Genomic DNA, 25,253 nt, shown 5'->3' with positions numbered 1-25,253 from the left:
GAAAAAAACGATGAAAACTGATAAAAATGGATTGTTCCCAGCGATCATTCAACATGCAAATACGAAAGAAGTGTTAATGTTGGGATACATGAATGATGAAGCATTCAAATTAACGAAAGAAACACAGAAAGTAACGTTCTTTTCCCGCACGCGCAATGAAATTTGGGTAAAAGGAGAAACATCTGGAAACTACCTGAACCTAATCAATTGCAAACTGGATTGCGATCAGGATGCTTTGTTGATTCAAGCAGTTCCTATTGGACCAACTTGTCATACAGGAACATCTAGTTGTTGGGGCGAAACGAATTTAAGGGATTTTTCAACTTTAGAACAATTGATTCAAACAATTGATAATCGATTTTCTGCACCCAAAGAAGGTTCTTACATTCAAGCACTTATTGAAAAGGGATTACCCAAAATAGCCCAAAAAGTAGGAGAGGAAGGAGTGGAAATTGTGATTGAAGCCATGCGCAATGAACCCGAATTATTCAAAGAAGAAGCAGCAGATTTGTTATTTCACTATTTAATTCTACTGAGAGCAAAGGAAGTTACTTTTGATGAGATATTGGGTGTTTTGAGCGGGAGAATAAAAGAATGAATGCCTAGAATTATACTAGAAGGCTTTTTCTGCCCATAGGTCATGAATCAATTCCAATTCGTCCAGTTTTTCCATTGACTCGCAGCACGCTCTCATTTTAGAACGCCAGTCATTTGTGTCAAAATCTTCCAGATTGGATTCTTCCCAAGTTTGCTTATCTGGCCATTGTGCAATTCCAAAATAGGAGTTTCCATCAGACTTGTAAAGTCGAGATCCCAAACTTCCGCAATACTCATAAATTAACTGCGTGACTTCTTTCCATGATTCCTCAAACAATTCATTTTGTTTCGAATGTATTTTGAAACGATAACTTACTGTAAACATATTAGTTCATTTTATATAGAGATAACAACACTCCCAGTTTTTTCTCCTGTCATCACATATCCATAAGCTTTCGAGATTCCTTCCAATGTATACTCGCGATCAATTAATGGTTTGAATTTTTCTTCTTCTAAAAGGGCTTGAATGAAAAGCAAAGTTGTTTGAATCTTAAATGGAATGGGGAAGATGACTTTCTTTTTACTTGCAAAAGAAGTGAATAGTGCTAAAAAGGGATTTTGTGCATTTGGACCTAATTCGGAAGAAATATAAATACCTCGCTCTTTCAATAAGGGTTTACATTTTCCAAAAGTGCTTTTCCCAACAGCATCAAAGATAAAATCATATTTCTCATTACTCTTGGTGAAATCTTCTTTGGTATAATCAATGACTTTGTTAGCTCCAAGAGAGCGAATCAATTCCATGTTTTTAGTATTGCTTGTTGCCGTTATTTGAACATCAAACTGTTTTACAAATTGGATAAGTGCCGATCCAATCGCTCCTGTTCCACCATTGATTAAGATGTTTTGTCCAGATTTTAGATTCACTTTATGAGTAAATGAGTAGGCATAATGAGCGCCTTCCAAACTGGCAGCAGCTTGTTTAAAGTTTGTGTTTTTGGGTATTATCAGGATATTTCCTTTTGGAACCAATAACATATATTCTGCTTGAGATTGCAATCCCATGTCTGTGAAACCAAATACACGATCATTGACAGTAAGAGATTGAACGTTTTTTCCAATACCCTCAACAATTCCAGCAAAATCAGTTCCCAAAATTACTTTTCGTGGTTTAAATAAACCCAATAAAAAGCGCATGATAAATGGTTTGGCAGTCAGATTTGCACAATCTGTTCGATTAACAGTTGTTGCATGTACTCGAATTAGAATTTCATCCTCTTTTGGAATCGGTTTTTCAATTTCTTCTACTTGAATGACTTGGTGTGAACCATACGTTCTTCTAATAGCGGCTTTCATTAGATTGGCTTTATTTTTAGATTTTAATAATCAACTGGTTTTTATTTCTGCCAACAATCAATCTTCAAATGAAGTTGATAGTATTTCATAGAATGGTTAATATATGAAACTATTTCTGGAACCTAATTAATTTGCAACCAAAATGAACCTCCGTGTCTCTCTACATTCCTTGTGTTTGGATGATCCCAAATTGGAGACACAATAGAAGACAGCTCCTTGTCTTCACTGATGAAAATTCCAGGGAAAATTGGTTTGTATTTTTCGGGATTAGCTAAAACGAAAGCTGCCAATACGTATTGTTCCGAATAAAAACGATCACACATGAATTGTGGGTAATCATACGGCAAATAAATATCGTGAATATGAACGATTACTCCTTTTTTGAGGTAAGGCAACAAATCTAAAAAACATACGGTGGCATCCGAATTGGGTAAACAACGGTGTGAATTGTCTATAAATAAAATATCGTTCTCATTCAATTCATCGATGATAAACTGATAGTCTTTTATATTTTCTAAAGGCTGTCTAATAACCACATCTGCCAAATGATCAATGTTTGCTCGTGGAAACGGGTCTATTGACGTTATTTTTGTTGGTAACGAGTTTTCTTGTATTGACTTTCGCGCAACTTTAGTAGAGTTTCCAGATCCAATTTCAATATAGTTTTTTGGTTTAAAATGATCCAAAAGTGTGTACAAAGAAATGATATCTAGTCCTGGTAAAAAATGATTGTTCCATGCAGGTTGATTTTCATCACTATTTTCTGATTTAATTGCTTGAAAAGTATCTTTATGAGTTAATATTTCTTTCAAAAATACTTCATAAACAGATCTGTTTTTATCGATAATTTCGTAAAGAAGGCCATGAGGTTTAGTCCCATAGCCATATCGTGGTTTCATTTCGATTTTATACTCCAAAATTAACTTTTGATATTTGGGCATCAATAGTTTTACAAATGATTTAAGAGAATTTGCCATTGCAATTTTATAAGAATTAATGAGAATTACCAGTGCTTTTCAAAATATGCTTTATCAAAAATCGTATTATTACTTTTGAATAAACTAGGGGTTCTGTTTTTAAGATACATCGGGTCTTTTTTTCCAAAAAGCTTATTCAATAGTGCAATAGGGAAGAGGAATAAATAGAAAATAAGACTCAATACAATGTTTGGTACGATGTAGCTTAAAACAAGTGCCAATTTCATCCAAATAAAATCAATCTGTTTAGAGATAAAATCAGATAAAACACCTGCTAGCCCAACAAAAAAAGCAACCGATAAACTCCATTTCCATTTGGTAATTAAGTATACAAGTAAAAAACCTACCACAATTGTTAGAACTGTTTTAGCAGGAGTAGGTGCTTTTTGTTTTGGAGTACTCATACCTTGAATTTAGAACAAAGAATAAATAAATGGTGCAATAGCACTTGTACCACCAAAAACAATCAATAGTCCAATTAAAAGCAAAATGATAATAACGGGTGCTAGCCAAAATTTCTTTCGCTCTTTCATAAAGCGCCATAAGTCACGTAAAAATTCCATTTATTTCAACTGTTGTTTCTTCTTTTTTTGAAGAAGAAAATTTGCAATTAGTTTATTTGTTTCAGCATTCGGATGTCCATCTCCAGGAAGTGTATATCCTCCATGATATTCGATAACATGGGACAAATCTATGAACTTAATTTTTTTCTTAGTCAAATAGGATTTAAAAGTACGCATTTCATCTGCTTTATAAGCTATGTATGAAGGATAGAATACCAAATAAAACTGATCATTTCCAAATTGTTTTTCGTATTCCTTTTTAGATTCTAAAATCATTTCTGTTACTAAATCAAAGTGGCCGTCATTCAATGCTAATGGCAAATCGGTTTCAAAATACTTGACAATATTTGTTTGATAAAGTCGCTCATACATTCCAGAGATAAACGGTCTGCCTTCTTTGAATGTTTTTTTACGAACTAACTTTTCATCTTCCATGGTGTAATATGGTGCTGAATGTAACCAATCGGTGTATCGTTTCATTGTTCCGATGGATCGATAAATATGATCCCAAAAGAAAATGTAATAACCACTCCCATTTTTTTCGGTTACTTGTTTGGATAGATCTCGGAATTTCAAAAGAGCTAGCATGTGATTTGTTCCCGTACTTGACATACAGAAGTTATAAGCATTCACATTGGACGATTGTTGCTGAACTTGATAGGCCAATGTTTGGTTGTCTTCTAAGCCGTATCCAAATCCGATAGAACAACCAAAAAATAAAGCATAATCTGTTTTGGTAGAATCATACCCAGGAGTTATTCTTTTATTCCAATGGTCAATCGAATAATGAACATTGAAGGAAGTGTCATTTGTTTCTGTTAGTTTAAAATCTGTGTAAATAGAATCTGGACTATAATACATTCCAACTTGTTTGGCCATGTGGTCGTCTTCCAAAGGAATGATACTGAAATCTTTTTTGAATGCAGATGGCATTCCAAGAACGAAAAACAAAGCTGTTTCTAGAATAACAACCAATAATCCAATGAGTGTGATATTGGCTAGAATAACTCGTTTTCCTTTTAAGAACAGGATGTAAAACGAAAGTAAAACAATCAAAAAAGAACTATACTTCCAAAGTCGTAACCAACCAAAAATTTCTGAGCCAATTCCGTTTTTGGTAACGTTGAAGCAAAAGAAGCTAATTAGACCTAAAACTAGAACAAAGAATGTCCGTTTATTGGATTTGACAAAAGATTTGAATTTTTCCATAAAAACCATTAATCCATTTTAAATTTGACCATCCATTTCTCCTTGTTTTCCCAATCTATTTGTTCTGTTTTTGTATACACAAAATCGCCAATGACCAAATAATCCATTTCCGTACTCATGAAACAACGAAAGGCATCGTAAGGAGTGCAAACGATTGGTTCACCGCGCACATTGAAACTTGTATTAACAACCAATCCATAAGCTGTTTGATTCTTGAATTCCTGGATCAAAGCATGGTATCTTGGATTTGTTTCCGAATACACAGATTGAACGCGTGCAGAAAAATCTAAATGTGTAATGGATTGCAAATCACTTCTTTGCTGGTATAAACGTTCCCAAAGTGGGAGATCATTATAATCGTTAGGAAGTTTCATCCGTCGGCTCTCTTTAACAGGAGCAACTATCAGCATATAGGGTGAATCAGCTTTTAAATCAAAATATTCTCGAGCATCTTCAGCTAAAACGGACGGGGCAAATGGTCTAAATCCTTCTCTGTATTTGATTTTAAGATTCAATTTCTTTTGCATTTCTGGATTTCGGGCATCTCCCAAGATACTTCTGTTTCCTAAAGCTCTTGGCCCAAATTCCATCCTTCCTTGAAACCAACCAACAACGTTTCCATCTGCTAATTTCGAAGCTACAAATGCCGTTAGATCTTTAAAATCCTCGTATTTGCGATAATTTGCATTCGTCTTTTTATTCATGGATTGAATTTCCTTTTCTGAGTAATCTGGTCCCAGATAAGTTCCATTCATTTGGTCATATTTATAGTCAATAATTCGTTCTTCTTCGAAATACATGTGAGATACTGCCAAAGCAGCACCCAAAGCTCCTCCAGCATCGCCAGAAGCTGCTTGAATATAAATTTCTTTGAAGATATTTTCTTCTAATAACTTGCCATTTGCAACGCAGTTTAAAGCAACTCCTCCTGCCATACACAAGTAATCGGAATTCGTAATTCGCTTGGCTTCTTTGGCCATTTTTATCACAATCTCTTCAGTCACCTTCTGAATTGCAATTGCTAGGTTACAATGAATTTGTTCTAATTCAGAATCTTCATTCCTCCGAGCTACACCAAATAATTCTTTCCATTTATGGTCGTAAACCATTCGAAGTCCAGTAGCATAGCTAAAATACTTTTGGTTTAGCCAAATAGACCCATCTTGTTTAATATCAACTAATTCAGATTTTATTTTAGTAATAAATTCTTTGGTTTGATCAGCATGTTCATTTCCATAAGGAGCTAGCCCCATTAGTTTATATTCTCCAGAATTCACAGTGAATCCTAAATAATAAGTGAATGCGCTATACAATAATCCAACAGAATGTGGAAACTCCATTTCTCGCAAAAGTTCAATCCTTTCTCCTTTTCCTAAACCAATCGAAGCGGTACACCATTCTCCAACACCATCAATTGTCAATATAGCAGATTCTGAGAAAGAAGAAGGGTAGAAAGCACTTGCAGCATGAGACAGATGATGTTCGGGGAACAACAAGTTGACTTGCTTCTTATCATACGTTCCAACTTCAGCTAATCCTTCATGGATCATTTTCTTAAGAAACATCTTTTCGTTGATCCAGACTGGGATAGCTTTCAGAAAAGACAGCAAACCTTTAGGAGAAAATGAATAATAGGTTTGCAGTAAGCGCTCAAATTTCAAAAGTGGTTTATCGTAAAAAACGATGGCATCTAAATCATTCAATTCTAGTCCAGCTTCTTCTAAACAATATTTCACTGCTTGCACCGGAAAATCTGGCGTATGCTTATCGCGCGTAAATCGTTCTTCTTGTGCTGCCGCAATGATTTTACCACCAATAACTAAGGCAGCTGCTGAATCATGATAGAAAGCGGAAATCCCTAAGACTTTTTTCATTTACGCAATTGTTCTGTTTCACTAACGATAAAATCGCTCGTTCATTTTGATAAAAGGCAAAAATAATTCATTAATCGAAGTAAGCAACCGAGGATTCGTTTATTCATTAATATTTTGCTTGTTGAAAATCTCAAAATTATTATGCGTACATAAATAATTGGTATTTTTGTAAGAAAAACAAAATGGAATTATTCAGTTCAATTGTATCTATTCGTTGGTCAGATTTAGATCCAAATTATCACGTGAGACATAGTGCTTACTATGATTGGGGAGCGCAACAACGTGTTGAAGTGTTGAATAACTTAGGACTTTCGATGCGTGTGATGCAGGAAAATAATTTCGGACCTATTTTATTTCGAGAAGAATGTGTTTTCAGAAAAGAAATCCACATGGGAGATCACATCACAATTAGTTTATCGATGAAATCTGTGAATGAAGATGGTTCTCGTTGGACAATGCAGCATCTTCTTACGAACCAAAAAGGGGATTTGTGTGCTACAATTACCATTGATGGCGCTTGGATTGATACGATAAAACGCAAATTGGCGAATCCAACTCCAGGAGTGGTCATTGAAACGATGAAGAAATTCCCTCAATTAGCTTAAGGCTAATTGAAATTCCGAATTACTGATTGATGTCTGTCTCGATACTTTTGCATGTCAATTCGAGTGCATAGCATATCGAGAACTCATGCAAAAACTCGACATGACATGAATCAGTAATTATCGTGCAAATCCAATTTTCTGTTTCTTTCCTTTGATTTTCTGATCTCTGAGTTGAGGAACAACATCTTCTACAATATCACTGCTAATTGCGACGAATGAACTGTAATCCATTACGGTGATTAATCCAATTTCATTAGGTCGTAATCCGCCAATTTTGTGCAAAAATCCAACGATATCGATCTTGTTGACTTTGTCTTTCTTCCCTGCGCTTATATAGATTGTTTTCCATTTTGGAGGTTCTGGAAGCGGTTCGTTTGCAATGACTTCATAGTCATGATGATTTGGAACAAAATCAGGAATGTTTTTCGATGAATCTAAAAACATGAAAACTACACCAGGTGCATCTTGTCGGCCAGTTCTACCACTTCTATGAATAAATTCAGGTTCCTTCAGGGACAATTGATAGTGAATCACGTGTTCGACTGCTGGAATGTCTAATCCCCGAGCAGCTAAATCTGTGGATACCAAGAAATCGGCGCTTCCATTTCTAAAACGAATCAAAGCACGTTCTCGATCATCTTGCTCCATTCCACCGTGATAAGCAACAGCAATCACTCCGTTTTCTCTTAGAAAATCGGTGATTTCAACAACAGGTTCCCTGTGATTGCAAAAAATAATTGTTTTTCCTTCGGGTAAATTACAAAGCAACTCGAAGAGCAATTCTTGTTTGTCAGAATCTCCAATTTGAACTCCAAAATAATTGATTTGATGTTTGTTCTCATTCGTGAAATCAATCGTTACAGCCTTTTTTATTTGAGTAAAAGCTGGGATTTCAGAAAGCTTTGTTGCTGAAACTAAGTATTTGTTTTGCAGAGATTTGAGTTCCTGAATAATCTCCGTCATATCAGACTCAAATCCCATTTCCAACGATTTATCAAATTCATCCAAAACCAATGAATGAACTTCGGATAAATCAATATTACTTCTTCTTACATGATCAGCTAATCTTCCAGGAGTTCCTATTAAAACAGCTGGTGGAACGGATAAATTATTTTCTTCTACTCGAATGGAATGTCCTCCATAACAAGTGTTTACTTTAAATCCAGTACTCAACTTCTTGAATACATCTTCAATTTGAATGGAAAGCTCACGAGTAGGAGCAATAATCAACAATTGAACGGAACTTTGATCTGGATTCAATTTCGTCAAAGCAGTCAATAAAAAAGCAACCGTTTTTCCCGAACCAGTTGGTGCATGTAAGATGATTTCGGAATTCTTCTCTGAAGTTTGGAGCATTTCATTTTGCATCTCATTCAAAGACGTAATACCTAGTTTTTCAAGAGAGAAATTGGATTGTGGAGTATTCATGGAGCAAAGGTACAGCTTTGTCTGTGTAAATGAAGCAATTTTATAAAAATGCAAATTAGCAAATTAGCAAATTTACTTGTTAGTAAAATCATTAACAATTACTACCTCTCAATTTTCTGATAACTCGTAACAATCCCTTTAATTAAAGCAGAACTAAAGCCACTGTGTTCCATTTCATTCAAACCAACAATTGTGCAACCTTTGGGAGTAGTTACCTTATCAATTTCTTCTTCCGGATGTAATCCATTTTGAATCAATAGTTGAGCAGCACCCTTTACCGTCTGATTGACAATTTTATTAGCAGTTTTCGCATCAAATCCCACTTCAATTCCTCCTTGAATCATGGCACGAATAAAACGCAACGCATAAGCAATTCCACACGCTCCAAGAATTGTAGCAGATTCCATTAATTGTTCATCAATCCAAACCGTTTCACCGATTGCTCCGAACAATTCACTCACTTGTTCTTTGCGATTTAAAGGGTCTACTATCACGCTCAAAGCAGTCATGCTTTCTTGTACATCCGCTGCAGTATTTGGCATTCCTCTGTAAACTGAAATTTGAGTTGATTGCAGAGCTGTTTGGATTTCCTGAATCCGAATTCCTGTTGCTACACTGATTATCGTATGTCTTTTTGTATCGATGAAGTTGCGGTGTTCTTCCAAAAAGGAAATAATCGTATAAGGTTTCAAAGCAATAATCAAATAGTCACAAGAGTCGAGTAACTCTTGATTATTTGTTGTGAAGTGAGTTAAATCATCTTGCAATGAGACCAACTCAGAAATGTTTCTTCTCGAAGCTATAATGGATGAATTTGGATATTGTTTTCGAAGGCCTTTTAACAATGACAATCCTAAGTTCCCACATCCAACAATCCCAATTCGTTCCATTTTCACAATTTTGAGTTAAAATTAATCTTTTTTTAACAAGTCGTTAGAGAGTTATTACATAACCTGTTAAAAAAGATTATTCGCAATAGCAGTATGAGTCTAAAAAAATCAAGAGCAGCCATTTTTTTCGTACTTTTAAAGTGTCATTCGCTCGTCAACTGACAAGGTGTAAATGGCGGTTTGATTCATTTCAAACAAACCCACGCAGTGAGATTATTGACGTCTAACATTTTCTTGCGAACGGGGAGTCTTGATTTTTCAATGGCGGGCTGCAATTCTTCGGAATTAGTCAACTGACTATCGGCAGATTACAAAGAAAAACAGCGAACCAAATCGTGCCTTCTGAGACGTTCAGATATTTTCGCCTTTGGCGGACGCTGTGTGGGTTTTTTAATTGTTTCGGAATAATAAGTGAATCGACTGTCATTGATTTCTATCGCAAGCTTTGCTTATTTTTAAAACTGCACTAACGTTTGTTCCTTCACTTTAAGCAATAAAAATTGCTTAGTTTAGTCTTCACAAACTTCATTTGCTCTTATCGCAAGTTTTGCTTGCTCTTACTTTTTACCGTAAGTTTTATAGATGGTTGTTTTCTTGTTTGATCGTTCAGTGACAAGTTCTTTTTTGTTACAACGAATAATCTTAAAGTTTTCAGTATAAGAAGTGTCTTTTTCTTGATGAACCAATGTCAATGCTGAATCTTTTAATTCCCATTGACCAGAAGTGCGTTCTTGAATCAACGGAAATCCTTTTTTTCTCCAACTAGGATCAACAAAGGTGTCGTAAATAATAAAAAATCCATTTTTCTGAAAATTCAACACAACATTTGAAGGTTGATTTTGATGATTTGTTTTACGAGAATCTAAATCTTCCGACTTGATTAACACCCATCTTCCTAATACCGAAATCTCTTCTTTTCCTGTGTTTTTTTTAGTAACACCCTTACTGTCAGATGAACAAGAACTAATTATACTAGAAAAAGATACTAAAGAAAAGAAAAGAATCGCGTACTTCATGGACTAAATATAACGGAATAATTCAATTAGAATCTGATTTTACGCTAAAATTTACAAAGCTTTTTTATAAATTTTGCAATGTACAGCTCTGTGGTCAGAATAAGGAACCGCTTGAATTTGAAAATTAACAGCTCCTAAATCTCCAGAATGGAAGATGTAATCAATTCTCCCAGCTGGAACACGGCCAACGTAGGTTATTCCGATTCCAGTTTGCGTTTCGCGGAAAGAATCTACTAAATCTGAGTTGAATTGATTGTAGACATAAGACATCGGAGTGTCATTGAAATCTCCACAAATAACTACGGGGTAAGGAGATGTTTTGAGATGTTCGACAACTCGTTCTGCTTGTTCAGCTCGTTCAGGATAAGCAATTCTCAATTTGTCAATCAACAAACGCGCTGTTGATTTTTTACCGCCAGCCTGCTTATTTTTCTCACCGAATAATTCGTAATCTTCCTGCTGTAATTTGATTGACTGCAAGTGAATATTGTAAAAACGAATCGTATCATCCCCTTTTACAATATCTGCGAAAATACAATAATTGTCTGTGGTTTTAAAGTTTTCGAACATCACATCTCCCTTTGCAATAATGGGATATTTTGAAAGCATACAAATTCCAAAGTTTTGTCTGTTCCGAATGCGGTGAGAATACCGTTCGTGATAATACTTGTAATCCAACAAATCAATCAAGGTATCTCTGGTTGAAAACGAAGAGGGTTTGTCTTGATGGAAAAATTCTTGAAAACAAACCACATCTGGATTCACCTCTTGAATGTATTTAACAATGTTGTTTCTAGATTCATTTCTGCCAGCCAGTGAAGAATTGTAAACATCAAATAAACGCACATTGTAACTCATAACATTCCAAGCTAAAGACTCGTTTTCAAGAGTTGGTTCTGAAAAAGTAATCGAAAGGGTTCTAAAATGGAGATTTCCACCAAAAAGAATTGCAATGAGTAAATAGAAGAACCATCTTGAGCGAGCAAAAGCCCAATAAATCATTAAAACAAGGGTCAAACAGATGAAAATCGGATACATCAATCCGAAAAAAGGAAGGATTCGAATGGTACTCGGATGAACATAAGGAGCTAAGTAAGCTAATAGCAAACAGCAGATTGCAGTGATTGAAAGAATCTTAATCACTGTTGAAAATCGCGCTATTTTTTTAAACCAACTCAAATCATTTATTACTTTGCGAAAATAGGAAGTCTTTCTCAGCTTTGGTCAATGACTCATATCCTGATTTTGAAATCTTATCTAAAATGATGTTAATCTTTTCCTGTTTCGCCTTAGCTTCCATGTTGTATTGCTCATCTGTTTTTACAGGTCTCGTAGCTCCTCCTTGCTTTACTTTTAACTTGTTTTTTCGAGTGAAGAAACGTGCAATTCGTTGCTGCATAGTTTCACTCCAATTAATAATATTAGTAGAAGAATTTAAGTTTACAACAGACAATAATCCAATTAAAGCTCCACCGATATGCGCAAAATGAGCAATTCCATCAATTTGAGTCATTTGTAGGATTTCCGAACCCAAATAGATTAAAGCGATGATATAAAGCTTCACAGGGATTATTCCAAACAACCGAACTTCAATATTTGGACGATAAACTGCCATTGCAATAAACAGCGCCATAATAGAGCCAGAGGCTCCAATAACAACTGGATACTGATTGGTCACTTGATGCGCAATTACTTCAAAAATTCCACCAACAATTCCACCCCAAACATAGACATGAACCATTCTTCGGTCGGAGAAGAACTGTTTAAAGATTCCTCCAATGAAATAGAGGAAAATCATATTGAACAGTAAATGAAAAAATTCAAAGTGTGAAAAAATACTGGTCACAAATCCGTAAGGTGTGTAAACTAACACCTTTAAATCAGTTTGCAATGAAAAGATAATTTCCTTTAGGAATTCCCAAAGAAGTGCATCACCAGTTAATTTTCCAATCAAATCAAATAATATGATTGTTAAAAACACAAGTACATTGATGAAAATCAATTTTATATGAACTCCACCATACTTAAATTGATACTTCAATTCCTGAGATAAGCTTCTTTCTTGCATCTTAATAAAAGTTTTTACTGTTTCTTCTCCAAATCAAAACAAGAATTGCCCCAACGATTGCTCCACCAACGTGAGCTAAATGAGCAACGTTATCTCCTTGGCTATTTTGAAAACTACTATACACTTCAAATACAAAGTAACCTCCAATTAACCACTTTGCTTTGATTGGAATAGGAGGGAATATCAACATTAATTCGGTATTTGGGAATAGAATTGCGAAAGCAGCAAGTAAACCAAAAATCGCACCTGATGCGCCAACCATTGGAACCATTGATTTAATGGCGTAATCCGCAAAAGCGTCGTACTGAGTTTGTGTTGAAATTCCATATCTCTGAGCAATTTCCATCAGATTTTGATCAGTAATATGTCCGTGGGTTTCTTTTAGTAATCCATTTAACGCTGCAATTGCATCCGAATTATTGATAGCATTTTTTAAATCAATGATTTGAAAAAATCCAACACCATTATAAAGTAAAATTGCTCCAAACGCAGAAGCTAAATAAAGAACAAAAAACCGTTTTGGTCCCCAAAGGCGTTCTAAAAAGCTTCCAAACATGACCAGGATATACATGTTCATGAGGATGTGAAAGAATCCACCATGCATGAAAAAGTGAGTCACTAATTGATACGGTTCGAAAAGAGCAGTGCCAAAATAATGTGCACCAAGTGTATTCCCTAAATCAATGCTGTTTCCTTGATATTCAAAGAAAAGAGTTAACAGGAACATTGCTACATTGAGCAATAACAAATTCTTAGTTACTGGTTGTATATTTGAAAACATCTTAAAACAGTTGAATGATTTGTTCATTAGTTATTTGCGCAATAATGCGTTTGCCAGAAGGAGAGAAGGTGTGTTCATCCGACTCAAACAAACGGGCAATGTAATCGGCAATTGCTTGCTGATCGTTGGGGATTTTAAAGGACATACTTCCTGCGAAAGCAATCTGAGATAAAACGGTATGTGCAATTTCACCTTTATCCAAGGTCCCCATTTGTAATTGCTCTAAAATCTTATCTACACACGACAAAACAGTGGATTCATCCAAAATTTCTGGAATTCCATGAATATGTATGTCTTGCTGTTCCCATTTCCAATTGAATCCAATACGAGAAAGCGTTTTTTCATGCTCGTTCCATGCCAATTGCTCTTGCTTAGACAATTTCTTCTCCATCGGGAAGATCAATTGCTGAGAAGCCAGTGGGTTGACGAAAAATCCGCGCATCAAATCATTGTATAGCAAACGTTCGTAAATTCTACGGTAATGAAAAACCAGTAATCCTTCAGGGACAGAAGAAATGACAAAAGAACCTTTTACAATAAACGGTCCAGTCGATTTTAACGCTTCCACATCAATTTGAATCTGTGTTTGAGTTTCTTTTAATTCATTCTCAACAGATTCCGAATTCCATAATTCATCCAAACTGGAAGATTGAAATTGAGAACCAAATCCAGCTTTGTTTAATGCACTTGAAAACGATGCGTTTTTTGGAACTGAGCTGGTATTTGTATTCGCATGATTTGCGGCAAACTGACCTTCACGAGTGTTGTGAGCATGAAAAGGATTATAATTTTTATCTACTCTAATTTCTGGAGCAACTGGAGTTTGCCCGATCATAGAAACAGGGATGTCAAACTCAGTTTCTCGCTCAAAATCTAAGGTAGGAGTGATGTTGAATTTCCCCAATCCCAAGCGAACTGCACTGCGAATAATGCTGTAAATGGCTTTGTCTTCTTCGAATTTAATCTCCGTTTTTGTAGGATGTACGTTGACATCAATTTGTTTCGGATCAATATCCAAAAACAAGAAGTAACTCGGGAATAATTTCGAAGGAAGCAAGTGTTCAAAAGCCGCCGAAATGGCATGGTTGAAATAAGTATCCTTGAAAAAACGATTGTTTACAAACAAAAACTGCTCTCCACGCGATTTCTTAGCAACTTCAGGCTTTCCTACAAATCCGTTTAATTCAACGATATCTGTTTGCTCGGTTACTGGAACCAAATGATCGGTGAATTTCTTTCCGAAAACATCTACAATTCTTTTTCTAAGCGGCCCAGGAGATAAATGATAAATCTCTTGATCGTTGTGAACCAATCGGAAAGAGATATCGTGATGCGGTAAAACTACCCGTTCAAATTCATCAATAATGTGTTTAAACTCTACGTTGTCAGATTTCAAAAAATTACGACGAGCAGGAACGTTAAAGAACAAATTCTTAATCTCAAAGTTACATCCAACAGCACATTGAGTGGGTTCTTGATTAACAACTTGCGTACCTTCAATCACGATTTTTGTTCCCAATTCATCTGTTGCACGTTTAGTTTGAAGTGTAACGTGAGCAATTGCAGCAATCGAAGCCAATGCTTCTCCTCTAAATCCTTTTGTTTTCAGGGCAAAAAGGTCGTCAGCGTTCGCAATCTTACTTGTTGCATGTCTTTCAAAACTCATACGAGCATCTAAAGGCGACATTCCTTTGCCATTATCCACAATTTGAATTAATGTCCGTCCCGCATCTTTGATATGCAATTCAATCTTCGTCGCTCCCGCATCAATACTATTTTCAACCAATTCTTTCACCACGGAAGCAGGCCTTTGAACAACCTCTCCAGCCGCAATTTGATTGGCTACATGATCTGGAAGTAAACGAATAATATCTGACATGAATGAATTCAATTTGTGCAATACCAACAAAATTAAGATAATCTCTTAGTTTTATCTGTGTCTTTTTAACAATTCTCGTTCCAAGATTTTTTGGCTGACATGCTGTCAGTATAATTGCTAATTACGAATACCGAATTATAGATTTAACTGCAAAGAAGAACCAGATGCAGCTAGTGAAGACTGAGCATAGTCCGTTACTGACGTTATCTGAAGTTAAAAGAGCGCAAAGAGTTTGAAGACAACTTAGCTTTACCTCAAGTTATATTTTCAATCGTTTTGCGTTTTCTTCTGAGCCTTTGCGGTGAAATATTTACGTAATTTTGTTCTATGAACAGAAAGACATTCCGCAAAGCAACTCTTATTTTTTTTCTCATCATCGGATCAGGGTTGATTACTTCGGCACTTTTAAAAAATCCGGCTCATAAATCAGTTCAAAAGCATTCAGTAAGTTTTACAACTGATAAAGAAGAAGATCAGTGGGTTTCAGCTGAAATGGCTAAGCTTTCTATGCAGGAGCGTATTGCACAATCGTTCATGGTTGCTTGCTGGTCCAATAAAGGAAAAGAGCATTTGGACGAAACAGAAGAATTGGTTCGGATTCAAAAAATTGGCGGACTTATTTTTTTTCAGGGAGAAAAGGATAATTTACAAGAGACTATTCAACAAATGCAAGCAAATGCAAAAATTCCTTTACTCATTGGGATGGATGCAGAATGGGGTGTAGCAATGCGACTTTCGGGGGAGCCTCGGTTCCCTTATCAACAAACAATTGGGGCTGCAAATGACTTGAATTTAACAGAACGAATTGGTTATCAAATGGGAGTGGAGTGCGATATGCTTGGGATTCATATGAATTTCTCACCAGTTGCAGATGTAAACTTGAATCCAAAAAATCCTGTAATTGGATTTAGAGCTTTTGGCTCCAATCCGCAGCAAGTGGCTAAGCACACAGCAGCGATGGTGAAAGGAATTGAAGACGCAGGTGTTATTTCTTGTGTGAAGCACTTTCCAGGACATGGAGATACAGACAAAGACTCGCACAAAGAACTTCCGACTGTTTCTCACAGTGTCAGTGAATTTGAAGCGAAGGATTTTCTGCCCTTTAAAAGTGGAATTGAAGCAGGAACACGTTCTGTAATGGTTGCCCATTTGAATGTTCCATCATTAGATCCGAGTGGAACTCCGAGTAGTTTATCGAAAGTTGTGATTGAAACATATTTACGGAAGAAATTAGGATTTAAAGGCTTGGTGATTTCAGATGCTTTAAATATGAAAGCGGTTTCGGATAAATACGGAAAATCGGAAGTGGTTGCAAAAGCATACATTGCTGGTTGCGATATTTTGTTGTTCCCTGAAAATGTAGAAGATGCAATCAAATTGATTCATAGTAAAGTTGAAAGCGGTGAATTGACCAAAGAAGTTATAAATGAACATTGCAAACGTGTTTTAAGAGCGAAATATCAAGCAATTGTTCACAAACCAATAGTGAAACGCAAAGATCCTGCTCCTGAACGCAGATTGATTATTAATCAGATTTATGAAAAAGCATTATTGTGCATCAAGAATGAAGCAGATAATTTACCGATTGATAAATTGGATAAAGAAATTATTCGCATTGCAATTGGAACACATACTTCCGCTTTTAGAGATCGTTTAAATGATTACGGTAAAATAACTCATTACAAGTATTTTACATCAGAAGAAGCTCTTCGAAGATTGAAAGAAATCAAGTTGAATCCAGAAGCAAATTACATTCTGGATTTTCATTCAGATGGTCAGCGTGCTCGGAACAATTACGGATTTGGAACTTGGAAAAAAGTACTTGATTTACTTCCTAAAGATGCCAATGCGACTGTTGTTCTTTTTGGAAACCCATTAGTCTTACAAGAAGAAACAGAGTTTCCAAGTTCTGTAAAATCCGTTTTGTGCGCATATGAAAATACAGCTGCAGCGCAAGAAAGAACGGCCCAAGCAATTATGGGAGCATTTGATGTGGAAGGAAAATTGGCGATGGATTTGAATGCCTACTGGAAAATAGGATTCGGAGTTCAAATCAAGAAAAACGGACGGTTGAAGTATTCGCAACCCGAAGAATTGGGGTTGAATCCAGCGAAATTGAGAGAAGTAGATGAGATTGTGGCAAAAGCGATTGAAGCCAAAGCCTTTCCAGGTTGTCAGATTGTTGTTGCTATTGATGGAAAGATTGTCATTCAAAAATCTTACGGAACAACCATCTATGAAAATGGCGACAGTATTACCAATGAACACATTTACGACATTGCTTCGATTACCAAAATTGCTGCTTCGACAACGGCTTTAATGCGTTTAAAAACATTGGGGAAGTTTGACGAGAAATCGGATCTGGACGAATTAGTTTCTGAATATGTCAAAGGAACACCTTATGCGAATTTAAAAGCCATTGATTTATTGACTCACCAAGCAGGATTAACCCCGTGGATTGCATTTTACAAACGAACCATGGAGAATGGAAACCTGGATTCGAGTATTTATGCCAAAATAGATAAAGGAGTTTACAATCGGGTTGTTGCAGATAATATTTGGATTCGAAACGACTATTGGAAAACGATGTTGAAGATTATTGTTGAAACGCCTTTAACTGGCAAAAAATCCTACGAATATTCCGACTTGAGTTATTACTTTTTTAATAAATACATTGAGCTTACTACCGGAATGGGAGAAGAAGAATTTGTGGATAAAGAGATTTATAAACCTTTGGGATTACAAAGAATGACCTATTTACCGTTGAAAAAGTTCTCCAAGAAACAAATCGTCCCAACAGAATTCGATAAAGATTTTCGAAAGCAATTGATTCACGGATACGTACATGACCCCGGCGCAGCCATGATGGGCGGGGTCGCAGGCCATGCAGGATTGTTTTCTAATGCAACAGATTTGGCAGCTTTGATGCAATTTTTATTGAATAAAGGTCAGATAGGAGACCAATCGATCATCAAAAAAGAAATTGTAGATCAGTTTACAGCGTGCCAATTTTGTCCTGGAAATAGAAGAGGAATTGGCTTCGATAAACCAACAGTAAGTATTAAAAATGGTCCAACATGTGATTTAGTTTCCCCATCAACTTTTGGGCATTCCGGATTTACAGGAACAATCACTTGGGCAGACCCAGAAAACAAGGTAAACTTCGTGTTTTTATCGAACCGAGTTTACCCCGACGCAGACAATTGGAAAATAACAAAGATGAGCGTGCGAACGGAGATTCAACGAGTAATCTACGAAGCACTTTTTGAAGCACGCCAAAAGTAACACAGACAAACATGAAAATCGGAATCGTACTTTATCCCACATTTGGCGGGAGTGGTGTAGTAGCCACAGAATTAGGCAAGGCCTTAGCCCAAAAAGGACATTTGGTCCATTTTATTACCTATTCGCAACCCGTTCGTTTGGGTAGTTTTCGCGAAAATATTTTTTATCACGAAGTACAACTTTCTGATTACCCACTTTTTGAATATCAACCTTACGAAACAGAATTAGCGAGTAAAGTGGTGGATGTTGTGAAATATGAAGGATTGGATTTATTGCACGTTCATTATGCTATTCCTCACGCTTCAGCTGCGTTTATGGCACAGCAAATTTTGAAAGCACAAGGAATCAATATTCCATTCATTACAACTCTACATGGAACAGATATCACCTTGGTTGGTAAAGATCCATCCTTTGAACCTGTAATTTCATTCTGTATCAATGCATCTGATGCTGTTACAGCAGTTTCAGAGAGCTTGATGAAAGACACTTACGCACACTTTGAAACAACACGTAAAATCCATGTGATTCCAAATTTCATTCAACCGAAAGCGGAATTGCCTGTGATTAATATGGAAAAACGCAGACATTATGCAAAAGACGATGAATTGATTCTCTGCCATATTTCGAATTTTCGTCCAGTGAAACGTATCGCTGATGTGGTTCGAATTTTCCAAAAAGTACAAGAGAAACTTCCAGCGAAATTGTTATTGGCTGGTGACGGTCCAGATCGTGCAATTGTAGAACGCTTAGCGCGAGATTTAGGAATTTGTCACAATATCATCTTTATTGGAAAAGTTCGTGAAACTGGCCCGATTTTAGAATTAAGCGACTTGTTTTTACTGCCATCAGAAACGGAAAGTTTTGGTTTAGCAGCTTTGGAAGCAATGGCAGAAGGAGTACCAGTTGTTTCGTCCAATACAGGTGGTATTCCTGAAGTGAATATTGATGGTTTTTCTGGATTCACATCTGATGTAGGTGATGTGGATTCGATGGCTGAGAATGCAATTCGTATTTTGAAAGATAAAGCAACGCATCAACTCTTCCGTAAAAACGCATTGGATCAAGCTAAGAAGTTTGAATTAACAGAAGTACTTCCGTTGTATGAAGAATTGTATGAATCAGTGCTGAAAGGGCATGGAGATGCGGTGAAGGTTTAATTTATCTAAGTCATTTTCGATACATCCCACAGATGTCGTTTGGAGTCCGCCCGCCTTAGCGGAACGGTTACCGAGAACGGCATGTGGGATACTCGAATTGAGTGCGAAAATATCAATTGACGGGAGTCCATTTTGGTATTTTTTGTTTTAACAGCAGAGAAGCAAAGAACGTAAAGGTTTCTTCAAAATCAAATGCTCCTTCCCGTTGATACTTTTTGTTAATTGTTCGGATTTCATTAGGGATTGTGGGATGTTTTAATATGTGTTGAGAAAGAGAAAACACTTGAATCATATACTGAACATGGGATAATCTTTGTTTTTTATTTTAAAATAAATATATTCGTCCTACACGAGTATATATTCAGTTAAATGAAGTGTTTAATTGAAAAAAATATCGTTTTTTGTTCACTGATTGAGAATTACTATGAAAGCAGCCATTGTTCTATTTTTTTTAGTCGCATCATCGGGTGCAATTTGTCAAACGAGAACAGAAACCACCGTTAAATTAAAATGGGAGGAACAAACGTTTTTCCACTTTTACACTTCTGAATACCATGTTTACGTGAGTAAACTCGAATTCCTAAATTTGGACAATGAGTTATTGTCAGGACTCTTTATTGAGTTCGCTCAAAGCAATGATTCGATGAATCTAAAGAATCCTTTTTCGACTTTTAAACCGAATCAACAAACCATTCTTTGGAATCAATTGATCAAATGCACAACGAATGGGCATTTACTAATTCAGCCCATTAACGAGGAAAAGAAATTAAAAAGCGTTGTGATTCTAGACGACAAAAGCTTTCCAGCAATTGGAGAGATTTGGGAATGCAGAGATTCTAAAACCAAGAAAATAATTTTCTCCCATAGTGTTGCAAGTACCGGTTCTCCTAGTTTTTAGGATGATTATTTCTTAGGATAAAATCTAGATATTAAGACCGGATTACGATGTTTAATTGCTTAAAAATCATCTTGTAATGAGCTTTTTTGAGAAGAACAGAAATGTACCGATCAATACAAGTAATGACAACAGCTTGTTGTTTTAAAACAAGCTGTTGTACTTCTCATTTCCCTATTTATTCCTAACTTGCGCGCTCTTAATTGAAACAATGAGAGGAATTGAACCTAAACAGCACTACGATGTTGTAATTATTGGTGGTGGCGTTAGTGGGTTGACCTCTGCAGCACTTTTTAGCAAAGCTGGAATTTCATGCTGCGTAATCGAAATGGACAACCGTCCAGGCGGTTATTTGGCCGGCTTTCGCCGACATGATTTTCGCTTCGACTCTGCCATTCACTGGTTAAATAATTGCGGACCGAATGGTTTAGTGACCAAAATTTTTAAGATCATTGGTGATGATTCCCCAAAATGTGAAGATCAAAAGAATATTCGTCGCTTTGTAAGTGATGAGTTCGATTACCTAGTCACCAATAATCCGGATGAGCTTAAGGAGCAATGGCTGAAAGAATTTCCGCATGAAAAGAAAGGGATTATTCGCTTTTTTCGAGACGCTAAACGTATTGGAAAGTCATTTGATAGCTATGCAAATTTGAGTAGAACCATGAATTCAATGAGTTGGTATGAATACCCGATTCATGGATTAAAAATGCTTCGTTTCGCTCTTCCTTTTATTCCACATATCCGTTTTACGGGCGAAAAGATGAAGAAAGGTTTAAGCCGTTATTTCACCGATGAAAAACTACACCGTGTATTTTGCTCAGAACCAGATGTATTATCCTGCTTAATCCCCATTTCTTGGGCTTATATCAAAGATTTTCAACTTCCGCCAGAAGGTGGGAGCCAAAGTTTTCCTGAATGGTTGACGCATACGATCGAAACAATGGGTGGGGAGATTTTTTTCAAATCTAAAGTCACAGAAGTTATAGTACAAGACAACGTCGCAAAAGGAGTAAGATTAGAGCACCGAGGAACAACTCACACTATTTCTAGTAAATATGTAGTTGCTGCTTGCGATGCCGAAACGTTGTTTGAGAAAATGCTTCCGAAAGAATCCATTCCAGCTAAAATGAAGGATGGATTGAAAGGTGCACCTTTGTATGCCTCAGCTTTGACAGTTGCTTTGGGGATTGATTGTCCGGCAGAAGAACTAGGGCTAGGTGAAGAAATTGTCTTCTTAGCTGATCCGACAGTTCCAAAAGAAGATTTGGGAAAAGGAGATCCTTACTTAAGTGGAATTCACATTTTGGCATCGACAGTACGAGATAAATCTCTTTCACTACCTGAACACGGAACAATTACACTGTTTATTCCTGCTTGGATGGATAACAACGATTATTGGGGATGTGTTGCTGACGAAAACGGAACATATTCTCGCGGAGATGAATATCAGAAATTGAAAGATAAGTACGCAGATATATTAATTGATCGTGTAGAAAAGGGATTGGTTCCAAACTTGCGCAAACATATTTTGTATTGCGATGTAGCAACACCAATTACACATTACCGCTACACTGGTAATAAAAACGGGACGATGATGGCTCAAAAACCAGGGAAAGAAAATTACCAAGGAAAAGTCGCATCTTACATCACTCCAGTAAAAAACTTATATCTAAGCGGACATTGGGCGGATTTAGGTGGCGGAATTCCAATTGCTATCAAATCATCTATCAATACAACCCTTTTAGTCCTTCAAAAGGAAGATAAAAAACGATTCAAATTACTTGCAAACTATATGGATGGTAAAATTGGAGTAGCAGAATTACGTGCTTCCGATTTATTGATACCTTATGATAATTCATGGGTGAAAGATCCAACTCCAGCGCAGAAAAAAGTAAAAAGGCGAGAAGAATCCGCAACTACTGAATAACATTATTCATGTAATTTAGAAATAATCGATAAGTAATGAAGTATCATGAATCCGCTTGATAAATTAAAGGACTTATTTGAAGAGGAACTTGTTGAAGAAATCAATGAAAAATCTCACGAAGTCAGGTTGAAAGAAGGAGATCTTCTATTAGATACAGGACAGATTGTGCGTGTAATTCCAATTGTGCTTTCTGGAACATTGAAAATTTCGCGAGTAGATGAAGAAGGGCATGAATTGTTTTTGTATTACATCCATCCGCATGAAAGTTGCGCAATGACTTTTACGTGTTGCATGGAAGAGTTTCCCAGTGAAATTAGAGCAGTAGCAGATGAAGATTCTATCATTCTGACTATTCCCATAACTGCAATGGATAAATGGATGATGAAATATGCTTCTTGGAAAAGCTTTATCATGAAAACCATTCATTCACGATTTAATGAGCTATTGATCATGATTGATCAAATTGCTTTTCAGCGATTGGACGAACGTCTTGTTCATTATTTGAAAGAAAAATCAAAATCTACTCATTCCACTGTTATTAACCTTTCTCACGAACAAATTGCGATTGATTTATCGAGTTCAAGGGAAGTTATTTCGCGTTTATTGAAACGTCTTGAAAAGGATAATAAAGTGGTATTATATCGCAACCAAATCAAATTATTAAGCAATTTGTGACTATTGTCACAGTATCTTACTTTTCATTGTCGCAATTTTGTAAAAAATAAGTGATCATGAATAGAAACATGTACTCAACGGATCGAATCATTCGCCTCATATTATCAATTATATTGGTTTCTCTTTATTTTTTTGGATACATATCAGGAATATTAGCGATAATTGCTCTAGTCGTCGTAATTATTTTCATGTTGACAAGTGTCATTGGTTTTTGCCCATTGTATAAGCTACTTGGAATAACCATCAAAAAGAAAAGCAAATGAAGTCATTTATCAAGAAATATCGCTTGGGGATTATTGGTGGAATTATCGGGGCGATTGGTGGTTATTTATACTATTATTTCGTTGGCTGCTCTTCGGGTTATTGTACAATAACATCAAAACCAATCAATAGCACACTGTATGGTTCTTTCATGGGGCTATTGCTGTTTAGTAGCTTTAAAATTAAGTAGGAATTAATCAAAAATAAAAATGATGCAAAGTTTAAAAAATCTATTCGGACTTGGTCCAAAAGTTGACTTCAATGAGTTAATGAGCCGCGGAGCTCAAATTATAGATGTACGCACACCTTCTGAATTTAATTCAGGACACATTCGCGGATCTGTTAATATTCCATTGTCTCTTATTCCACAGAATCTATCGAACATTCAAAAGAATAAACCAATCATTACTTGCTGTGCATCAGGTATGAGAAGTGCATCAGCTAAAAACATTCTGAAAGCAAAAGGTTTTAGTGAAGTACACAATGGAGGTGGCTGGTCGAGTCTTCAACAAAAGATTCAAAAATAATTGATTCTTGCTCTTAACAATTATTGCAAAACAGAATAAGAACTAACTAGTAGACGTTTTTTAACTTTGACACAAAATTAAGCAATGGCATCTTTTTCTGAAATAATAAACTCCGACAAACCAGTTTTGGTGGATTTCTTCGCCGAATGGTGTGGACCTTGTAAAACAATGAAACCCATTTTAGATGATTTGAAGGGGAAATTGGGAAATACCGCTTCTGTTTTGAAAGTCGATGTAGATAAAAATCCACATGCTGCTAGCAAGTATCAGATTAAAAGCATTCCAACGTTGATTCTTTTCAAAAAGGGTAAACCTGTTTGGAGACAATCGGGAGTAGTGCCAGCAAATCAGTTGGCACAAATAATCAAGCAGCATCAATAACTTTCCTCGTCTCTATTTTGGTTTAATATGAAAATTGCTTTTACAATTCTAATTGCAATATCTCATTTAGAAGCGTTGTCACAAACAAAATCTTGGGAAACTCCATTCCTGATTGAAAACAATGGCATCTATATTTATTGTAAAGTAAACGATATAGATAGTGTGCGCTTTCTGTTTGATACTGGTGCGGATGGTTCAGTAATCAATACCGATTCAAACAAACAAATCAAACTGAAAGTTGATGGAGAATCAATGAACGAAGGATCGAACGGTACTAACAAAGTCTCTCAGAGTAACAACAATTTAATTTCGTTTAGCGAGTTTGAACAAAAAAACGTATCATTTACACTCATTCCGTTTGGAACTACAGATTTCGACGGTGTTTTTGGGACAAATCTGATGAAAAACTATGTTATTGAAATCAATTACGATCGAAAAACACTGAAATTCACCGAACATGTAGCTTTCAATGCAGATTTGAGTAGTTATGATAAAATCAACATACATTTCGTAAACAACTATCCGACCATTTCGAGTACACTCGTCATTCAGGGAAAGAAAATTACCGGTTTTTTCGGGTTGGATACAGGTGCTAGTGATGCGCTTACGATTGCTTCTCCTTATGAACGGAAACACGATTTCAAACATAAAACAGATCAAATAGCAACAGCCACTTTTCAAGGGTCGGATGGATCATCTTATGAAATGGCCATTGTTCGAGCTCCAGAATTGAAAGTAGAGAAGAAATCATTCTATTCTATTCCAATGAATTTATCAACTGCGAAAGAAGGAATTGATGCAACAGAAAAGATGGCTGGTTTCTTTGGAAACAATTTCTTAAAACGGTTTAATACTGTTTTAGATTTGAAAAACGGGTTTATTTATTTGAAAGTCAACGAGAATCTGTACTTGCCTTTTTTTGAATAAAAAAAGAGCCTCCGATTGAATGAAGACTCTTG

26 protein-coding genes are annotated in these 25,253 nt (G+C 36.1%); 12 read left to right on the top strand and 14 right to left on the bottom strand.

The genetic code is table 11. The features are described 5' to 3' along the window. Positions 1 to 10 precede the first annotated feature (10 nt). The gene (gene hisIE, locus FLUTA_RS17710; RefSeq protein WP_013688283.1) at positions 11 to 598 is read left to right on the top strand and encodes a bifunctional phosphoribosyl-AMP cyclohydrolase/phosphoribosyl-ATP diphosphatase HisIE; all 588 of its coding nucleotides are present in this window, start codon (positions 11 to 13) and stop codon (positions 596 to 598) included. 15 nt (positions 599 to 613) lie between these two features. Here hisIE and FLUTA_RS17705 read toward each other — a convergent pair whose 3' ends face one another. From FLUTA_RS17705 to FLUTA_RS17680, 7 genes are all read right to left on the bottom strand, one after another. Beyond that, positions 614 to 922 carry an antibiotic biosynthesis monooxygenase gene (locus tag FLUTA_RS17705; protein ID WP_013688282.1) on the bottom strand — a complete coding sequence of 103 codons (309 nt, stop codon included), beginning with the start codon at positions 920 to 922 and terminating at the stop codon, positions 614 to 616. Positions 923 to 933: 11 nt separating this feature from the next. Continuing rightward, positions 934 to 1,893 (bottom strand): NAD(P)-dependent alcohol dehydrogenase, encoded by a 960-nt coding sequence (locus FLUTA_RS17700; protein ID WP_013688281.1) that lies wholly within the window; start codon positions 1,891 to 1,893, stop codon positions 934 to 936. A 122-nt stretch (positions 1,894 to 2,015) separates the two neighbouring features. After that, positions 2,016 to 2,870, bottom strand: coding sequence for a class I SAM-dependent methyltransferase (locus tag FLUTA_RS17695; RefSeq protein ID WP_013688280.1), 855 nt, complete (start codon positions 2,868 to 2,870; stop codon positions 2,016 to 2,018). Between the two features lie 26 nt (positions 2,871 to 2,896). Next, on the bottom strand, positions 2,897 to 3,274 hold the full coding sequence (locus FLUTA_RS17690) for a hypothetical protein (RefSeq protein ID WP_013688279.1): 378 nt from the start codon (positions 3,272 to 3,274) through the stop codon (positions 2,897 to 2,899). A gap of 9 nt (positions 3,275 to 3,283) precedes the next feature. Beyond that, positions 3,284 to 3,433, bottom strand: coding sequence for a DUF5989 family protein (locus FLUTA_RS21645; RefSeq protein WP_013688278.1), 150 nt, complete (start codon positions 3,431 to 3,433; stop codon positions 3,284 to 3,286). After that, positions 3,434 to 4,642, bottom strand: a complete 1,209-nt coding sequence (locus FLUTA_RS17685; protein ID WP_148235466.1) for a hypothetical protein — start codon at positions 4,640 to 4,642, stop codon at positions 3,434 to 3,436. 8 nt (positions 4,643 to 4,650) lie between these two features. Next, positions 4,651 to 6,516 (bottom strand): carbamoyltransferase family protein, encoded by a 1,866-nt coding sequence (locus FLUTA_RS17680; protein ID WP_013688276.1) that lies wholly within the window; start codon positions 6,514 to 6,516, stop codon positions 4,651 to 4,653. A 182-nt stretch (positions 6,517 to 6,698) separates the two neighbouring features. Here FLUTA_RS17680 and FLUTA_RS17675 point away from each other — a divergent pair, with 182 nt between their 5' ends. After that, positions 6,699 to 7,121 (top strand): acyl-CoA thioesterase, encoded by a 423-nt coding sequence (locus FLUTA_RS17675; RefSeq protein ID WP_013688275.1) that lies wholly within the window; start codon positions 6,699 to 6,701, stop codon positions 7,119 to 7,121. A gap of 117 nt (positions 7,122 to 7,238) precedes the next feature. Here the strand turns inward: FLUTA_RS17675 and FLUTA_RS17670 are convergent, their stop codons facing one another. The 7 genes from FLUTA_RS17670 to mutL all read right to left on the bottom strand — a co-directional run bounded on the left by FLUTA_RS17670 (position 7,239) and on the right by mutL (position 15,183). Then, complete coding sequence (locus tag FLUTA_RS17670) at positions 7,239 to 8,549, bottom strand: DEAD/DEAH box helicase (protein ID WP_013688274.1); 1,311 nt, start codon at positions 8,547 to 8,549, stop codon at positions 7,239 to 7,241. Positions 8,550 to 8,650: 101 nt separating this feature from the next. Then, positions 8,651 to 9,439: a pyrroline-5-carboxylate reductase gene (gene proC, locus FLUTA_RS17665; protein WP_013688273.1), complete on the bottom strand. Its 789-nt coding sequence runs from the start codon at positions 9,437 to 9,439 to the stop codon at positions 8,651 to 8,653. Between the two features lie 557 nt (positions 9,440 to 9,996). Continuing rightward, entirely contained in the window at positions 9,997 to 10,455 is a 459-nt protein-coding gene (locus FLUTA_RS17660; protein WP_013688272.1) for a lipocalin family protein, read from the bottom strand. Between the two features lie 51 nt (positions 10,456 to 10,506). Further along, complete coding sequence (locus FLUTA_RS21015) at positions 10,507 to 11,634, bottom strand: endonuclease/exonuclease/phosphatase family protein (RefSeq protein ID WP_013688271.1); 1,128 nt, start codon at positions 11,632 to 11,634, stop codon at positions 10,507 to 10,509. Position 11,635: 1 nt separating this feature from the next. Further along, positions 11,636 to 12,523, bottom strand: a complete 888-nt coding sequence (locus FLUTA_RS17650) for a rhomboid family protein (protein ID WP_013688270.1) — start codon at positions 12,521 to 12,523, stop codon at positions 11,636 to 11,638. Position 12,524: 1 nt separating this feature from the next. Beyond that, the gene (locus FLUTA_RS17645) at positions 12,525 to 13,304 is read right to left on the bottom strand and encodes a rhomboid family intramembrane serine protease (RefSeq protein WP_043024425.1); all 780 of its coding nucleotides are present in this window, start codon (positions 13,302 to 13,304) and stop codon (positions 12,525 to 12,527) included. Between the two features lies 1 nt (position 13,305). Further along, a complete protein-coding gene (mutL, locus tag FLUTA_RS21490; RefSeq protein ID WP_013688268.1) occupies positions 13,306 to 15,183 on the bottom strand; it encodes a DNA mismatch repair endonuclease MutL in 1,878 nt (625 codons plus the stop codon). Positions 15,184 to 15,510: 327 nt separating this feature from the next. Here mutL and FLUTA_RS17635 point away from each other — a divergent pair, with 327 nt between their 5' ends. The 10 genes from FLUTA_RS17635 to FLUTA_RS17595 all read left to right on the top strand — a co-directional run bounded on the left by FLUTA_RS17635 (position 15,511) and on the right by FLUTA_RS17595 (position 25,221). Continuing rightward, a complete protein-coding gene (locus FLUTA_RS17635) occupies positions 15,511 to 18,468 on the top strand; it encodes a serine hydrolase domain-containing protein (protein ID WP_013688267.1) in 2,958 nt (985 codons plus the stop codon). A gap of 11 nt (positions 18,469 to 18,479) precedes the next feature. Then, complete coding sequence (bshA, locus tag FLUTA_RS17630) at positions 18,480 to 19,625, top strand: N-acetyl-alpha-D-glucosaminyl L-malate synthase BshA (protein WP_013688266.1); 1,146 nt, start codon at positions 18,480 to 18,482, stop codon at positions 19,623 to 19,625. 424 nt (positions 19,626 to 20,049) lie between these two features. Further along, complete coding sequence (locus FLUTA_RS17620) at positions 20,050 to 20,523, top strand: hypothetical protein (protein WP_013688265.1); 474 nt, start codon at positions 20,050 to 20,052, stop codon at positions 20,521 to 20,523. Positions 20,524 to 20,731: 208 nt separating this feature from the next. Next, positions 20,732 to 22,450, top strand: a complete 1,719-nt coding sequence (locus FLUTA_RS17615) for a phytoene desaturase family protein (protein ID WP_013688264.1) — start codon at positions 20,732 to 20,734, stop codon at positions 22,448 to 22,450. Between the two features lie 45 nt (positions 22,451 to 22,495). After that, positions 22,496 to 23,125: a Crp/Fnr family transcriptional regulator gene (locus FLUTA_RS17610; protein ID WP_013688263.1), complete on the top strand. Its 630-nt coding sequence runs from the start codon at positions 22,496 to 22,498 to the stop codon at positions 23,123 to 23,125. A gap of 56 nt (positions 23,126 to 23,181) precedes the next feature. Then, on the top strand, positions 23,182 to 23,388 hold the full coding sequence (locus FLUTA_RS21240; protein ID WP_013688262.1) for a YgaP family membrane protein: 207 nt from the start codon (positions 23,182 to 23,184) through the stop codon (positions 23,386 to 23,388). Continuing rightward, positions 23,385 to 23,576: a DUF6132 family protein gene (locus FLUTA_RS21235; protein ID WP_013688261.1), complete on the top strand. Its 192-nt coding sequence runs from the start codon at positions 23,385 to 23,387 to the stop codon at positions 23,574 to 23,576. Before FLUTA_RS21240 ends, FLUTA_RS21235 begins: the two co-directional genes overlap by 4 nt. A 19-nt stretch (positions 23,577 to 23,595) precedes the next feature. Next, positions 23,596 to 23,913: a rhodanese-like domain-containing protein gene (locus tag FLUTA_RS17605; RefSeq protein WP_013688260.1), complete on the top strand. Its 318-nt coding sequence runs from the start codon at positions 23,596 to 23,598 to the stop codon at positions 23,911 to 23,913. Between the two features lie 84 nt (positions 23,914 to 23,997). After that, complete coding sequence (gene trxA / locus FLUTA_RS17600) at positions 23,998 to 24,294, top strand: thioredoxin (protein ID WP_013688259.1); 297 nt, start codon at positions 23,998 to 24,000, stop codon at positions 24,292 to 24,294. A 27-nt stretch (positions 24,295 to 24,321) separates the two neighbouring features. Further along, positions 24,322 to 25,221, top strand: coding sequence for a retropepsin-like aspartic protease (locus FLUTA_RS17595; protein WP_013688258.1), 900 nt, complete (start codon positions 24,322 to 24,324; stop codon positions 25,219 to 25,221). Positions 25,222 to 25,253: the final 32 nt, after the last annotated feature.

Source organism: Fluviicola taffensis DSM 16823 (genome assembly GCF_000194605.1).
GTDB classification, from domain to species: domain Bacteria; phylum Bacteroidota; class Bacteroidia; order Flavobacteriales_D; family Crocinitomicaceae; genus Fluviicola; species Fluviicola taffensis.
Note: the sequence above shows the minus strand (reverse complement) of the source record. Positions and strands in the feature narration are given on the sequence as shown.

Coding starts and splice junctions, on each gene's coding strand:
- hisIE (WP_013688283.1), top strand. CDS start 11: ATGAAAACTGATAAAAATGGATTGTTCCCAGCGATCATTCAACATGCA.
- FLUTA_RS17705 (WP_013688282.1), bottom strand. CDS start 922: ATGTTTACAGTAAGTTATCGTTTCAAAATACATTCGAAACAAAATGAA.
- FLUTA_RS17700 (WP_013688281.1), bottom strand. CDS start 1,893: ATGAAAGCCGCTATTAGAAGAACGTATGGTTCACACCAAGTCATTCAA.
- FLUTA_RS17695 (WP_013688280.1), bottom strand. CDS start 2,870: ATGGCAAATTCTCTTAAATCATTTGTAAAACTATTGATGCCCAAATAT.
- FLUTA_RS17690 (WP_013688279.1), bottom strand. CDS start 3,274: ATGAGTACTCCAAAACAAAAAGCACCTACTCCTGCTAAAACAGTTCTA.
- FLUTA_RS21645 (WP_013688278.1), bottom strand. CDS start 3,433: ATGGAATTTTTACGTGACTTATGGCGCTTTATGAAAGAGCGAAAGAAA.
- FLUTA_RS17685 (WP_148235466.1), bottom strand. CDS start 4,642: ATGGAAAAATTCAAATCTTTTGTCAAATCCAATAAACGGACATTCTTT.
- FLUTA_RS17680 (WP_013688276.1), bottom strand. CDS start 6,516: ATGAAAAAAGTCTTAGGGATTTCCGCTTTCTATCATGATTCAGCAGCT.
- FLUTA_RS17675 (WP_013688275.1), top strand. CDS start 6,699: ATGGAATTATTCAGTTCAATTGTATCTATTCGTTGGTCAGATTTAGAT.
- FLUTA_RS17670 (WP_013688274.1), bottom strand. CDS start 8,549: ATGAATACTCCACAATCCAATTTCTCTCTTGAAAAACTAGGTATTACG.
- proC (WP_013688273.1), bottom strand. CDS start 9,439: ATGGAACGAATTGGGATTGTTGGATGTGGGAACTTAGGATTGTCATTG.
- FLUTA_RS17660 (WP_013688272.1), bottom strand. CDS start 10,455: ATGAAGTACGCGATTCTTTTCTTTTCTTTAGTATCTTTTTCTAGTATA.
- FLUTA_RS17650 (WP_013688270.1), bottom strand. CDS start 12,523: ATGCAAGAAAGAAGCTTATCTCAGGAATTGAAGTATCAATTTAAGTAT.
- FLUTA_RS17645 (WP_043024425.1), bottom strand. CDS start 13,304: ATGTTTTCAAATATACAACCAGTAACTAAGAATTTGTTATTGCTCAAT.
- mutL (WP_013688268.1), bottom strand. CDS start 15,183: ATGTCAGATATTATTCGTTTACTTCCAGATCATGTAGCCAATCAAATT.
- FLUTA_RS17635 (WP_013688267.1), top strand. CDS start 15,511: ATGAACAGAAAGACATTCCGCAAAGCAACTCTTATTTTTTTTCTCATC.
- bshA (WP_013688266.1), top strand. CDS start 18,480: ATGAAAATCGGAATCGTACTTTATCCCACATTTGGCGGGAGTGGTGTA.
- FLUTA_RS17620 (WP_013688265.1), top strand. CDS start 20,050: ATGAAAGCAGCCATTGTTCTATTTTTTTTAGTCGCATCATCGGGTGCA.
- FLUTA_RS17615 (WP_013688264.1), top strand. CDS start 20,732: ATGAGAGGAATTGAACCTAAACAGCACTACGATGTTGTAATTATTGGT.
- FLUTA_RS17610 (WP_013688263.1), top strand. CDS start 22,496: ATGAATCCGCTTGATAAATTAAAGGACTTATTTGAAGAGGAACTTGTT.
- FLUTA_RS21240 (WP_013688262.1), top strand. CDS start 23,182: ATGAATAGAAACATGTACTCAACGGATCGAATCATTCGCCTCATATTA.
- FLUTA_RS21235 (WP_013688261.1), top strand. CDS start 23,385: ATGAAGTCATTTATCAAGAAATATCGCTTGGGGATTATTGGTGGAATT.
- FLUTA_RS17605 (WP_013688260.1), top strand. CDS start 23,596: ATGATGCAAAGTTTAAAAAATCTATTCGGACTTGGTCCAAAAGTTGAC.
- trxA (WP_013688259.1), top strand. CDS start 23,998: ATGGCATCTTTTTCTGAAATAATAAACTCCGACAAACCAGTTTTGGTG.
- FLUTA_RS17595 (WP_013688258.1), top strand. CDS start 24,322: ATGAAAATTGCTTTTACAATTCTAATTGCAATATCTCATTTAGAAGCG.